We start from the raw sequence: 12,783 nt of genomic DNA, 5'->3' as shown, positions 1-12,783 counted from the left end.
CCGCAACTTTCAGGCGCAAGGGCCTGATTCTCAACTCTTCCGCACCGGGGCAGAAGAAGAAATCTCTCAATTTATCGCACGGTTCGATGGCGAGAAGCCCATCCCTGTTACGAATACTTTTTGGTGCGCCGCGTCGGTGCCGTATTGGCCGGATCGTCCGGCCAGACATGCTTCGGGTAGCGCCCTTTCATCTCTTTTTGCACTTCGCGATACGCGCCCGCCCAAAACGCGCTTAAATCACGGGTGATTTGCAGCGGACGTTGCGCCGGGGAAAGCAACTCCAGCACCAGCGCCACGCGCCCTTGCGCAATGACAGGCGTTGTCGCTTCGCCAAACATCTCTTGCATGCGCACCGCCAGCGCCGGTGGGTTATCTTCGTGATAACGAATCGCTATCCGGCTTCCCGTCGGCACAGTGTAATGCGCAGGCAGCTCACTATCCAGACGTTGACGTAATGACCACGGCATCGCATTTTGTAACGCCTGGCTTAAATCGAGCGCTTTCAGCTCACGCAGCGAGCGGATACCGCTCATTTGCGGCAATAACCACTGCTCAAGGTTTTCCAGCAGCGAGGCCTCATCGACCGCAGGCCAGTCAACCTCCGGTAGCCACTTCGCCGCACAGTGTAAACGCAAACGCAATTGCTCGGCGTCCGACGTCCAGTTCAGTACCCGCAAGCCTTTATCACGAATGCCGTTCAGCATCGCCTGATGCAACTCCTCTTCAGAGGGCTTCGCCAGCGGCTGCACTTTTAACGTCAGTTGGCCTATCTGGCTGCGACGAAACGCTTTTAATGTGCCCTGCACCTCGTCCCACTCAACCGTGTCGGACTGCTGCAATAAATGTGGGCAGCGGATGATAAGCGCGTCGATATCCAGCGGCAGCGCCAGCAAAATGCGCGCATCCGGTGATGCGCTGCCCTGCAACAGCAGAGGTGCTATCAGCCATTCGTGGCGGTTGAGCGCATCATCGGCATCCAGCGTTGCGCCCATGCCGTTCGCCAGTTGATAGCGACCTTCCTGCCCGCGCCGGCGGGCAATGCGATCGGCAAAGGCGCTTGCCAGCAACGGCGCAAGAGCGGTGTTGTCCAGCTCGCCATCACTGCTGTTCAGGCGGCGTGCCAGCTGGCGCGCACGCTGCTGCCAGTTTGGCTGGTTGCGTGAAAACGCCGCGCTTAAATCACTGTTTGCGCCGCGCGGTGGCTCTTCCAGAATCGCCGCCAGCTTCGACGCCGTGGCAATTTCGTCGCGACCATTCGCCGCCGCCAGCATCGCCGCAAGCCGCGGATCGTTACCGAGCGCCGCCATGCGTTGTCCAAACGGCGTCAGCCGCCCGTCCTCAAGCGCCTGCAACTGGCTGAGCAGCTTGCGTGCCGCCGCGAGATTCACCGCTGGCGGCAGATCCAGCCATTTGAGCTGGGCAGGATCCTGGCATCCCCACTGTATTAATTCCATCAACAGTCCGGATAAATCACTACTCAATATTTCTGGGCTGCTCTGCGCCGCCGCGCGCTCCGCTTGCTCTTTACTCAGTAAATGCACGCAAATGCCAGGCTCAAGGCGACCGGCACGCCCGGCGCGCTGCGTCATCGAAGCAACACTAATGCGCTGTGTCACCAGCCGGGTTAAGCCGCTGCGGGCATCAAACCGCGCGACGCGCTCCTGGGCGCTATCCACCACCAGGCGAATGCCTTCAATGGTCAAACTGGTTTCGGCGATATTGGTAGCAAGCACCACTTTTCGCAGCCCTTTGGGCGCGGGCAAAATGGCTTTGCGCTGCTCACTGAGCGGTAGCGCGCCATAGAGCGGGCAGAGGAGAACATCGCTGCCGACGCGGGAAGCCAGTTGCTCCTGTACGCGCTGGATTTCACCAACACCGGGTAAAAACAGCAGCAGCGAACCGGGTTCATTACGCAGCACTTCCGCTGTCGCCTGGGCAATCGCCTCGTCAAAGCGAAGATGAGTCGGCAATGGCTGATAGCGTTGCTCAACCGGATAGGCACGCCCGGCGGAAATAATGGCTGGCGCATCCGGCAGCAGCGCTTGTAAACGTGCATTATCAAGCGTTGCCGACATCACCAGCAGTTTGAGGTCATCGCGCAGCCCTTGCTGCACATCCAGCAGCAATGCCAGGGCGAGATCCGCTTGCAGGCTGCGCTCGTGAAATTCATCGAGGATCACCAGCCCCACACCGCTGAGTTCCGGATCTTGCTGCACCAGCCGCGTCAAAATGCCTTCTGTCACCACTTCGAGCCGGGTAGTCGGCCCTACGCAGGTTTCCGCACGCATACGGTACCCCACGGTTTCGCCGGGTTTTTCATCAAGCAGCTCCGCCAGTCGCTGTGCCACATTGCGCGCCGCCAGCCGACGCGGCTCAAGCAGCAAAATACGGCCATCAATGTCGCCGTGTTGCAGCAGTTGCAACGGCAACCAGGTCGATTTCCCTGCGCCAGTGGGCGCGCTTAACAGTACCTGTGGCGCGGTGCGCAGGGCAGAAAGAATATCGGGCAGAACGGCGGCGACTGGCAGTGAGGACACAAAAGCTCCGGAGGGTTAACATAAGCCGGCCAGCAGTATAACATCGCCGTAAACCTTTGACCTCGAGCCTGCCATGTCTGAACCAAAAAGGCTGTTTTTCGCCCTTGAACTCCCTGCGGATATTCAGACGCAGGTGGTGCAGTGGCGTGCGCAGCAGTTCCCGCCGGATGCGGGGCGACCGATTGCAGCGGCGAATCTGCATCTGACGCTGGCGTTTCTCGGCGAAATCAGTGCGGAAAAACAGCGCGCACTGGAAGCGCTGGCCGGACGGATACGTCAGCCAGGTTTCACGCTCACGCTGGACGATGCCGGGCAATGGCTGCGTTCGCGCGTCGTCTGGCTCGGTTCACGCCAGCCGCCGCGCGGGCTGCTGCAACTGGCGGATATGCTCCGCGCCCAGGCTTCCCGCAGCGGGTGTTATCAAAGCCCGCAGCCGTTTCACCCGCACATTACGCTGCTGCGCGACGCCAGCCACGCCGTCACTATTCCACCGCCGGGTTTTCGCTGGTCATTTCCGGTGACGGCGTTTGCACTGTATGAATCGCAATTTATTCAGGGTCGAACCCGCTACACGCCGTTGCATCGCTGGACGCTCAAAAACTAAGGATTCTCCATGGATTTTTCCCCGCCGCTTAACGCCGCCACGCTGATTCAGCGTTATAAACGCTTCCTTGCGGATGTGGTTACGCCTGAAGGGGAAACCCTCACGCTGCATTGCCCGAACACCGGTGCGATGACCGGTTGTGCGACGCCAGGCGACACGGTCTGGTATTCCACGTCGAATAATCCTAAGCGCAAATATGCCCATACGTGGGAATTATCCCAAACCCAACAGGGGGCATTTATTTGCGTCAATACTCAGCGGGCAAATATGCTGACAAAAGAAGCAATATTAGCAGGCAGCCTGCCTGAGTTAACCGGATATAGCACGCTGAAAAGCGAAGTAAAATATGGTGCGGAAGGTAGCAGAATTGATTTTCTGTTACAGGCAGATGACCGGCGCAACTGCTATATTGAAGTGAAATCGGTCACGCTCGCCGAGCAGCAGTCAGGCTACTTCCCGGATGCCGTCACCCTGCGGGGACAGAAGCATTTACGGGAATTAATGAGCGTCGCGGCCAACGGCGATCGCGCGGTAATTCTGTTTGCCGTTCTGCACTCCGCCGTTGAACATTTTTCTCCCGCACGCCATATTGATGAGGAATACGCACGATTACTGAATGAAGCACAACGCCGTGGGGTGGAAGTAATCGCTTATAAAGCGGAACTTTCTGCCGATAATATCACTCTTAGGTTGCCACTACCTTTTACGGTATAAAGGCAAGCTTTTGACGAGTAAGTGATTTGGTCGCGTGCGCAAATACGCTTTTCTTCACAGGGTTGTCAAGTGTTACGTTTAGATATTTGCCATCCGTAAAAGCATCTGCTATTTATAGCGGCCTGATTTTTCCCCCACACGGGGATCGATAGTGCGTGTTAAGGAGAAGCAACATGCAAGAAGGGCAAAACCGTAAAACATCGTCCCTGAGTATTCTCGCCATCGCTGGGGTGGAGCCGTATCAAGAGAAACCGGGCGAAGAGTATATGAACGAAGCCCAGCTGGCGCACTTCAAGCGTATTCTTGAAGCATGGCGTAATCAACTTAGGGATGAAGTCGATCGCACCGTCACGCACATGCAGGACGAAGCAGCTAACTTCCCCGATCCGGTCGACCGCGCCGCGCAGGAAGAAGAGTTCAGCCTCGAACTGCGTAACCGTGATCGCGAGCGCAAGTTGATTAAAAAGATCGAGAAGACGCTGAAAAAAGTGGAAGACGAAGATTTCGGCTTCTGCGAATCCTGTGGCGTTGAAATTGGTATCCGTCGTCTGGAAGCACGTCCGACTGCCGACCTGTGCATCGACTGCAAAACCCTGGCGGAAATCCGCGAAAAACAGATGGCGGGTTAATCTCCTGACATCTTCGATGGCGCACCGCTAAGGTGTGGTGCGCCCTATATGGCGGGATGGATTCCCGCCTATATTTTTGCCAGCGATATGCCTGAATCACACTATATTGGGCGCTTTGCGCCATCCCCGTCCGGTGAACTGCATTTTGGTTCGTTAATTGCTGCTCTCGGCAGCTATCTGCAAGCCCGCGCCAACCACGGCACCTGGCTTGTTCGCATCGAAGATATCGATCCCCCCAGAGAAGCTCCCGGCGCGGCAAACACCATTCTTCGCCAGCTTGAGCATTATGGTCTGCACTGGGACGGCGAGGTGCTGTGGCAATCCCGGCGTCATGACGCCTACCGCGAGGCGCTCGCCACCCTGCAACGCAAAGGGCTGAGCTATTTTTGTACCTGCACGCGCGCGCGCATCCAAAGCATCGGCGGCACGTACGATGGGCATTGCCGGACATTACAAAATGGCCCGCAAAACGCCGCCGTACGGCTGGTACAGCAGCATCCAGTACTGCACTTCGACGATAAATTACGTGGGCGCATTACCGCCGACGAAAAACTGGCGCGGGAAGATTTCATTATTCATCGCCGTGACGGGCTGTTCGCCTACAACCTTGCGGTGGTGGTCGATGACCATTTTCAGGGTGTCACGGAAATTGTGCGCGGCGCGGATCTGATTGAACCGACGGTGCGGCAAATCTCCCTTTATAACCAGTTTGGCTGGCCGGTTCCGACGTACGTTCATTTGCCGCTGGCGCTCAATGAGCAGGGGATCAAGCTTTCCAAGCAAAACCACGCCCCCGCGTTGCCTGAAGGCGATCCGCGCCCGGTAATAATCAGGGCTTTACAATTTTTGAACCAGGATGTAACAAATGAGTGGCAGGATCTGCGCATCGACGCACTGCTGCAAAAAGCGGTGGAAAACTGGACGCTTTGCCGTGTGCCAGATGCCGTGGATGCGAATACAGCATTCTCAAACGGCTCGCGCTGAGCTATGATTAGCCGCTATTTTTTTGTCCTGACGTTTGACACTACCGAGGTGTACTATTTTTACCCGAGTCGCTAATTTTTGCCGCAAGGTGCTAAGCCGCGAAGAGAGCATGGTCGTTGAGGCTATGGCCCAACCGCAGATGACGGTTATTCCGCGTGAGCAGCACGCTATTTCCCGCAAAGATATCAGTGAAAATGCGCTCAAAGTGCTCTATCGTCTGAATAAAGCGGGCTACGACGCTTACCTGGTAGGCGGCGGTGTGCGCGATTTATTGCTGGGCAAAAAACCAAAAGATTTTGACGTGACCACCAGCGCAACGCCGGACCAGGTGCGTAAACTGTTTCGCAACTGCCGCCTGGTTGGCCGCCGTTTCCGCCTCGCCCATGTGATGTTCGGGCCGGAAATCATCGAAGTTGCCACCTTCCGTGGTCATCACGACGAACAACAAACCGATCGCACCATCTCCCAGCGCGGGCAGAATGGCATGCTGCTGCGCGACAACATTTTCGGCCCCATCGAAGAAGATGCCCAGCGCCGCGACTTCACCATCAACAGCCTTTATTACAGCGTGGCTGATTTCACCGTGCGTGATTACGTCGGCGGCATGCGTGATTTAGAAGAGGGTGTGATTCGCCTGATTGGTAACCCGGAAACCCGCTACCGCGAAGATCCGGTGCGCATGCTGCGCGCGGTGCGCTTTGCCGCCAAACTCAACATGCGTATCAGTGAAGAGACCGCCGAGCCGATCCCGCGCCTGGCAACGCTGATTAACGATGTTCCTCCGGCGCGCCTGTTTGAGGAATCGCTGAAACTGCTGCAGGCCGGTTACGGTTACGAAACCTACCGTTTACTGCGTGAATATGGTCTGTTCCAGCCGCTGTTCCCCAGCATCACCCGCTACTTCACCGAAAAAGGCGACAGCCCGATGGAGCGGATTATTGACCAGGTGCTGAAGAATACCGACAACCGCATTCGCAACGACATGCGCGTTAACCCGGCGTTTTTGTTTGCCGCCATGTTCTGGTATCCGCTGCTGGAAAACGCCCAGCGTATTACCCAGGAAGGCGGACTTGCTTATTACGACGCTTTCGCGCTGGCGATGAACGATGTGCTGGATGAAGCGTGCCGTTCACTGGCGATCCCGAAACGCATCACCACGCTGATTCGTGATATCTGGCAGTTGCAATTGCGGATGTCCCGCCGCCAGGGCAAGCGCTCATGGAAGCTGATGGAACACCCGAAATTCCGCGCGGCTTATGATTTACTGGCGCTGCGGGCCGAAGCCGAAAATAACGGCGAACTGCAGCGTCTGGCGAAATGGTGGGGTGAGTTCCAGGTTTCCGCGCCGCCAGCCCAGAAAGATATGCTCAATAATTTAGACGATGAACCGGCAGAACGCCGTCGCCACCGCCGCCCGCGCAAACGCGCGCCGCGCCGTGAAGGTAGCGCATGACCCTCGCGTATATCGCGCTTGGCAGCAACCTGGCGTCACCGCTCGACCAGGTTAACGCCGCGATTACCGCCCTCGGAGAGATCCCACAAAGCCGCATCGTGGCGGTCTCTTCGTTATATCGCACTCCCCCGCTTGGCCCGCCGGATCAACCGGACTATCTCAACGCCGCCGTGGCGCTGGAAACTGCCCTTGAGCCAGAAACGCTGCTCGATCACACGCAAGGCATTGAACTCCAGCAAGGCCGCGTACGTAAAGCAGAACGCTGGGGACCGCGCACGCTCGATCTCGATATCATGCTGTTTGGCAATCTTACGTTGAATACCGAACGCCTGACGGTGCCGCATTACGACATGAAAAACCGGGGTTTTATGCTGTGGCCGCTGTTTGAAATTGCGTCCGATCTGCACTTCCCGGACGGTACATCGTTGCAGGAAATTCTTGCAAACCTGAACGCGCCGAAACCCGACGCCTGGTAATTTCCCGCGTTCGTCACGCCCCGCGCTCACCGCTTGCCTAAAATCATTGCCCACCTGATGGTTGCTGCTAGAATGCGCCAGAATCGCTTTCGACTATCAGGAAACGCTATGAAACCCACCACCATCTCCTGGCTGCACAAGTGCAAGCAGGAAAAAAGACGCTTCGCCACTATCACCGCATACGACTACAGCTTCGCGAAACTGTTTGCCGAAGAAGGGATTAACGTGATGCTGGTTGGTGATTCGTTAGGGATGACGGTACAAGGTCACGACTCCACCCTGCCGGTAACGGTTGCCGATATCGCTTATCACACCCAGGCTGTGCGCCGCGGCGCACCGGCCTGCCTGTTGCTCGCCGATCTGCCGTTTATGGCCTACGCCACGCCGGAGCAGGCATTTGAAAATGCCGCTGTGGTCATGCGCGCGGGCGCCAATATGGTGAAAATCGAAGGCGGCCGCTGGCTGGCGCCGACGGTGAAAATGCTGACCGAGCGCGCCGTGCCGGTGTGCGGCCACCTGGGGCTGACCCCGCAGTCCGTTAATATTTTCGGTGGCTATAAAGTGCAGGGGCGCGGCGACGCGGCACAAGGTCTGCTTGACGATGCGCTGGCGCTGGAAGCCGCAGGCGCACAGCTACTGGTGCTGGAGTGTGTTCCGGTCGAGCTGGCGCAACGTATCACGACGGCATTAACCATTCCGGTAATTGGTATTGGCGCAGGTAATGTCACCGACGGTCAGATTCTGGTGATGCATGACGCCTTCGGTATTACCGGCGGACATATCCCGAAATTCGCCAAAAATTTCCTCAGTGAAGCAGGCGACATGCGCACAGCGGTCAGGCAGTATGTTGCCGACGTCGAATCCGGAGCCTATCCGGGTGAAGAACATAGTTTCCATTAAGGAGCCTGGTTGTGTTGATTATTGAAACCCTCCCGCTGCTGCGCCAGCACATCCGCAGACTGCGTCAGGAAGGAAAGCGTATTGCGCTGGTGCCAACGATGGGCAACCTGCACGATGGCCATATGAAGCTGGTCGACGAAGCGAAAGCCCGCGCCGATGTGGTGGTAGTGAGTATTTTCGTGAATCCAATGCAGTTTGACCGCCCGGATGATTTAGTGCGTTATCCGCGCACCTTGCAGGAAGATTGCGAAAAGCTGAACAAGCGCAAAGTCGATCTTGTTTTCGCCCCTGCACCGGCGGATATCTACCCGCAGGGCACCGACAGCCAAACCTATGTTGATGTGCCGGGTATCTCTACCATGCTGGAAGGCGCGAGCCGTCCGGGCCATTTCCGCGGTGTGTCGACTATCGTCAGCAAGCTGTTCAACCTGGTGCAACCGGATATCGCCTGCTTTGGCGAGAAGGATTACCAGCAACTGCAGCTGATTCGCAAAATGGTTGCCGACATGGGCTATGACATCGAGATTGTCGGCGTGCCGACCGTGCGCGCAAAAGATGGCCTCGCGCTGAGCTCGCGTAATGGCTATCTCACCGCAGAACAGCGCAAAATCGCCCCGGCGCTCAGCAAAGTAATGAATTCGATTGCCGATAAACTGCTGGCGGGCGAGCGCAATGAAGAAGAGCTGATTGCCATTGCTGAGCAGGAGATCAACGACGCGGGTCTGCGCGCCGATGACATTCAGATCCGCGATGCGGATACGCTGCTGGCGCTGTCCGAGGACAGTAAACGTGCGGTAATTTTGATGGCGGCATGGCTCGGCCAGGCGCGGCTTATCGATAATAAAGTGGTTGAGTTACCCCGCTAGACAGGGCGAAAAAATCGGGCAATACTCCACTCCTGGCTTGCCCTTACGCCCGCCAGGACGTGGCGCGAGCACACGAGGGATTCGCAGGGAGCCGCCCTCCATTTTCAGGTTAATTATCAGTAATGAAGGTTTAACTTATGATTCGCACGATGCTGCAAGGCAAGCTCCACCGCGTCAAAGTGACGCAGGCCGACCTGCACTACGAAGGTTCCTGCGCGATTGACCAGGATTTCCTTGAGGCGGCCGGTATTCTGGAATACGAAGCCATCGACATTTATAACGTGACCAACGGCAAACGCTTTTCTACCTACGCGATTGCCGGCGAGCGCGGTTCACGCATTATCTCGGTTAACGGTGCAGCAGCGCACTGCGCGGACGTTGGCGATATCCTGATTATCGCCAGCTATGTCACCGTGCCGGATGAGGTTGCCCGTAGTTGGCAGCCGAAAGTGGCCTATTTTGATGGCGACAACGAGATGAAACGCACCGCGAAAGCCGTGCCGGTTCAGGTTGCCTGACGCCCTACCCCTGCGGCTGATTACTGATCAGCCGCGACATTGTCTCCAGCGAATCCGTTCTCAGCACGTACAACCGTTTCAGTAAAAACGGGTTATCTCCCGGTTTCACCTTGCCACGCACCGTGGTCACCGCCAGATGAAAACCGGCGTCATTCGCCGCTTTCACCGCTTTATCGTCATAGCCGCCAAACGGGTACGAGAGATAAAGTACATGCGGATTGAACTGCGCTAACGCGCGGCGCGAGCGTTTAAAATCGAACAGAATATTGTGGTAGTTGCGGCTGAGCAAAATCGGGTGCATAGCATCATCAACCCGGTGCAGGAAATGGGTATGTGACTGCACATCGAACACATCCCGAATCTGATTCAGCTCCGACACACTCATAAACTGCAGGGATTTCGGGTCCCACGGCTGCGGTTTGCGCTTAATGCGCGAGGAAATGATAAACGCCGTGGCTTTAAAACCGTACTCGCGCAGGATCGGCCAGGCGTAACGGCTGACCGACTTCAGCCCGTCATCAAAGGTGATCACCACCGAACGCGCAGGCAAATTCATACGATTACGCACATAGCCTTCCAGCTGATACATCGACAGCGTGGTGTAACCCTGATCGCGCAGCCAGGTCATCTGGTTAGTGAAGGCGCGTACCGACGTGGTGGTTGAGGTGTGGCGAAAACGGGTATTTTCTTCATCACGCAAGATATGGTGATAAGTCAGCACCGGAATCCCGTTGTCTTCTTGTGCATCCAGGCTGCTTATCCACGCCAGCCGGTTGCCGATGCGGATCTGAAACCAGGTCTGGTTCAGGCGATCTTTCAGCTTATCGATTATCGGGTAACGCAAGTTTTCCGCCAGCGTACCCACCTGTTTACTGGTGATATCCGGCGACGTATAGAGCGGCGTATCCTGCCAGGTGATCAGGTTTTGATTACTGAGCGGTTTATTCAGATCGCCAAGCGTATCTTCGACCCGCTCATTACCTGACACCGCGCCAAGATGACCTCTGTCGATAAACCCGCTGCCAAAACCAAAGCGAAACGCGTAATAATCTTCCGCCCCTGGCACGACCGCCAGGATCTGCCCGGCGCGAATATTGCCGACGGTAACGACTCTGTCCCCCACCTGCGCCCAGATGTTGGCATCTTCAGTGGTTTGCATATAGCGCGCGGGAATGCGTTGTTCACTGACAATGCTGGCAGATGCGCTCAAGGCAACCAGCAACAGCAAAAGGGTAATCAAACGAGACATGAGACGAACCGAATAGAAAAACTGCACCTATTGTAGCAACAGAACGGGAGAAACCAACGGCAATGAGCAGGCTAAAAAATAGCCTAATCCTGAGGATTGGCTCTCTTCCACAGAAGAGAGCCGTTGCGGTGTGGATTAGCTGCGCAGCCCGCGTCCGCGGTTGATCAGATACCAGCACAGCAGGTAAAAGACGATGATAAACACCACCAACACCCCTACGGTGGTAAACAGCGGCACATCGGAAATGCCGAGGAAACCAAAGCGGAAGCCGCTAATCATGTACACGATCGGGTTGAGGTGCGACAGCGCCTGCCAGAACGGCGGCAGCAGCGTCAGGGAGTAGAACACCCCGCCCAGATAAGTCAGCGGTGTCAGCACAAAAGTCGGGATCAGGCTGATGTCATCAAAGGTTTTGGCAAATACCGCATTCAACAGCCCGGCCAGTGAAAACAGCACCGCTGTCAGCAGCAGCGTCAGGCCGACAAACAGCCAGGAGTGAACCTGGAACGGCACGAAAAACAGCGACACCGCCGTGACCAGAATGCCCACACACAGCCCGCGCGCCACGCCGCCGCCCACATAGCCGGCGATAATGACATGCGTTGGCACCGGGGCCACCAGCAGCTCCTCGATATTGCGCTGGAACTTAGCGCTGAAGAACGATGAAGCCACGTTGGCGTAAGCGTTGGTGATCACCGCCATCATGATTAAGCCCGGCACGATAAACTGCATGTAGGTAAAGCCGTGCATTTCACCGATACGCGAACCGATCAGGTTGCCGAAAATAATAAAGTAGAGCGTCATGGTGATCACCGGCGGCACCAGGGTTTGCACCCAAATGCGCATAAAACGCTGGATCTCTTTGTACCAGATACTCTTCAGCGCCACCCAGAATAGCTGCATCATGCGCTTTCTCCTTTTCTGTCATGAACCAGCGTGACAAACAGCTCTTCGAGACGGTTGGCTTTGTTACGCATACTTAATACCTGCACACCCTGGGCGCTAAGCTGGCTGAACACGCTGTTCACGCCCTGCTCGCGCAGCACTTCCACCTCAAGCGTGGACGTGTCCACCAGCCGGTACTGATACCCTTCCAGCTTCGGCAGCGGGCTTTTCGGCGCTAAATCGAGAATAAAAGTCTCGGATTTCAGTTTCGACAACAGCGCTTTCATCGAGGTGTTTTCAATCAGATCGCCACGCTGAATGATGCCGATGTTGCGACACAGCATCTCGGCTTCTTCGAGGTAGTGCGTCGTCAGAATGATAGTGGTGCCTTTGTCGTTGAGATCTTTCAAAAAGCCCCACATTGAGCGGCGCAGTTCGATATCAACCCCCGCGGTTGGCTCGTCGAGGATCAGCAGTTTTGGCTCGTGCATCAGCGCGCGGGCAATCATCAAACGGCGCTTCATCCCGCCAGAGAGCATCCGTGCGCGTTCGTTGCGTTTTTCCCACAGATCGAGCTGTGTGAGGTACTTTTCGCTGCGAATCAACGCCTCTTTACGATCGACACCGTAGTAACCCGCCTGATTAACCACAATCTGCTGCACGGTTTCAAACGGGTTAAAGTTGAACTCCTGCGGCACCAGCCCCAGCTGGCGTTTAGCGTTCACCACGTCTTTTTCCAGGTCGTAACCAAAAACGCTGACACGCCCGGATGATTTATTTACCAGCGAACTGACAATGCCAATGGTGGTGGATTTACCGGCGCCATTTGGTCCGAGAAGCGCGTAGAAATCGCCCGCTTCTACTTGTAAATCAATGCCGCGCAGCGCCTGAACGCCGCCCGGATAGGTTTTTTTAAGCTGCTCAAGCTCCAGTGCAATGGTCATGAATTCTCACTTACCTGTTTTCTT

General features: G+C 56.3%; 13 protein-coding genes. 9 read left to right on the top strand and 4 right to left on the bottom strand.

Going from position 1 to position 12,783, the window contains the following annotated elements; genetic code table 11:
• Positions 1-107: 107 nt before the first annotated feature.
• The gene (gene hrpB / locus IP581_RS03990; RefSeq protein ID WP_193821808.1) at positions 108-2,537 is read right to left on the bottom strand and encodes an ATP-dependent helicase HrpB; all 2,430 of its coding nucleotides are present in this window, start codon (positions 2,535-2,537) and stop codon (positions 108-110) included.
• A gap of 73 nt (positions 2,538-2,610) precedes the next feature.
• Here hrpB and thpR point away from each other — a divergent pair, with 73 nt between their 5' ends.
• The 9 genes from thpR to panD all read left to right on the top strand — a co-directional run bounded on the left by thpR (position 2,611) and on the right by panD (position 9,681).
• The gene (gene thpR, locus IP581_RS03985; RefSeq protein WP_086870593.1) at positions 2,611-3,141 is read left to right on the top strand and encodes an RNA 2',3'-cyclic phosphodiesterase; all 531 of its coding nucleotides are present in this window, start codon (positions 2,611-2,613) and stop codon (positions 3,139-3,141) included.
• 9 nt (positions 3,142-3,150) lie between these two features.
• Positions 3,151-3,855, top strand: a complete 705-nt coding sequence (sfsA, locus tag IP581_RS03980) for a DNA/RNA nuclease SfsA (protein ID WP_086870591.1) — start codon at positions 3,151-3,153, stop codon at positions 3,853-3,855.
• A 173-nt stretch (positions 3,856-4,028) separates the two neighbouring features.
• A complete protein-coding gene (dksA, locus tag IP581_RS03975) occupies positions 4,029-4,484 on the top strand; it encodes an RNA polymerase-binding protein DksA (RefSeq protein ID WP_007373199.1) in 456 nt (151 codons plus the stop codon).
• Positions 4,485-4,571: 87 nt separating this feature from the next.
• Positions 4,572-5,468 carry a tRNA glutamyl-Q(34) synthetase GluQRS gene (gluQRS, locus tag IP581_RS03970; RefSeq protein ID WP_193822639.1) on the top strand — a complete coding sequence of 299 codons (897 nt, stop codon included), beginning with the start codon at positions 4,572-4,574 and terminating at the stop codon, positions 5,466-5,468.
• A 55-nt stretch (positions 5,469-5,523) separates the two neighbouring features.
• Positions 5,524-6,921, top strand: a complete 1,398-nt coding sequence (gene pcnB / locus IP581_RS03965; protein WP_228007844.1) for a polynucleotide adenylyltransferase PcnB — start codon at positions 5,524-5,526, stop codon at positions 6,919-6,921.
• Entirely contained in the window at positions 6,918-7,397 is a 480-nt protein-coding gene (gene folK, locus IP581_RS03960) for a 2-amino-4-hydroxy-6-hydroxymethyldihydropteridine diphosphokinase (protein ID WP_193821806.1), read from the top strand. Before pcnB ends, folK begins: the two co-directional genes overlap by 4 nt.
• A 108-nt stretch (positions 7,398-7,505) precedes the next feature.
• Positions 7,506-8,297, top strand: coding sequence for a 3-methyl-2-oxobutanoate hydroxymethyltransferase (gene panB, locus IP581_RS03955; RefSeq protein ID WP_193821805.1), 792 nt, complete (start codon positions 7,506-7,508; stop codon positions 8,295-8,297).
• Between the two features lie 11 nt (positions 8,298-8,308).
• Complete coding sequence (gene panC / locus IP581_RS03950; protein WP_193821804.1) at positions 8,309-9,163, top strand: pantoate--beta-alanine ligase; 855 nt, start codon at positions 8,309-8,311, stop codon at positions 9,161-9,163.
• Between the two features lie 137 nt (positions 9,164-9,300).
• The gene (panD, locus tag IP581_RS03945; protein ID WP_020456583.1) at positions 9,301-9,681 is read left to right on the top strand and encodes an aspartate 1-decarboxylase; all 381 of its coding nucleotides are present in this window, start codon (positions 9,301-9,303) and stop codon (positions 9,679-9,681) included.
• A 4-nt stretch (positions 9,682-9,685) separates the two neighbouring features.
• Here panD and IP581_RS03940 read toward each other — a convergent pair whose 3' ends face one another.
• The 3 genes from IP581_RS03940 to IP581_RS03930 form a co-directional block, all read right to left on the bottom strand.
• Entirely contained in the window at positions 9,686-10,930 is a 1,245-nt protein-coding gene (locus tag IP581_RS03940) for a polysaccharide deacetylase family protein (protein ID WP_086870578.1), read from the bottom strand.
• A gap of 135 nt (positions 10,931-11,065) precedes the next feature.
• Positions 11,066-11,836 carry an ABC transporter permease gene (locus tag IP581_RS03935; RefSeq protein ID WP_017457966.1) on the bottom strand — a complete coding sequence of 257 codons (771 nt, stop codon included), beginning with the start codon at positions 11,834-11,836 and terminating at the stop codon, positions 11,066-11,068.
• Entirely contained in the window at positions 11,833-12,759 is a 927-nt protein-coding gene (locus tag IP581_RS03930; RefSeq protein WP_017457965.1) for an ABC transporter ATP-binding protein, read from the bottom strand. Before IP581_RS03930 ends, IP581_RS03935 begins: the two co-directional genes overlap by 4 nt.
• Positions 12,760-12,783 lie beyond the last annotated feature (24 nt).

This window comes from Kosakonia pseudosacchari (assembly GCF_015167415.1).
GTDB lineage: Bacteria > Pseudomonadota > Gammaproteobacteria > Enterobacterales > Enterobacteriaceae > Kosakonia > Kosakonia pseudosacchari.
This window is presented reverse-complemented; position numbering and strand designations above follow the sequence as displayed.

What these genes read in the sequence shown, in the direction of transcription:
- thpR (WP_086870593.1), top strand. Translation starts at nt 2,611, where the DNA reads ATGTCTGAACCAAAAAGGCTGTTTTTCGCCCTTGAACTCCCTGCGGAT.
- sfsA (WP_086870591.1), top strand. Translation starts at nt 3,151, where the DNA reads ATGGATTTTTCCCCGCCGCTTAACGCCGCCACGCTGATTCAGCGTTAT.
- dksA (WP_007373199.1), top strand. Translation starts at nt 4,029, where the DNA reads ATGCAAGAAGGGCAAAACCGTAAAACATCGTCCCTGAGTATTCTCGCC.
- gluQRS (WP_193822639.1), top strand. Translation starts at nt 4,572, where the DNA reads ATGCCTGAATCACACTATATTGGGCGCTTTGCGCCATCCCCGTCCGGT.
- folK (WP_193821806.1), top strand. Translation starts at nt 6,918, where the DNA reads ATGACCCTCGCGTATATCGCGCTTGGCAGCAACCTGGCGTCACCGCTC.
- panB (WP_193821805.1), top strand. Translation starts at nt 7,506, where the DNA reads ATGAAACCCACCACCATCTCCTGGCTGCACAAGTGCAAGCAGGAAAAA.
- panD (WP_020456583.1), top strand. Translation starts at nt 9,301, where the DNA reads ATGATTCGCACGATGCTGCAAGGCAAGCTCCACCGCGTCAAAGTGACG.
- IP581_RS03940 (WP_086870578.1), bottom strand. Translation starts at nt 10,930, where the DNA reads ATGTCTCGTTTGATTACCCTTTTGCTGTTGCTGGTTGCCTTGAGCGCA.
- IP581_RS03935 (WP_017457966.1), bottom strand. Translation starts at nt 11,836, where the DNA reads ATGATGCAGCTATTCTGGGTGGCGCTGAAGAGTATCTGGTACAAAGAG.
- IP581_RS03930 (WP_017457965.1), bottom strand. Translation starts at nt 12,759, where the DNA reads ATGACCATTGCACTGGAGCTTGAGCAGCTTAAAAAAACCTATCCGGGC.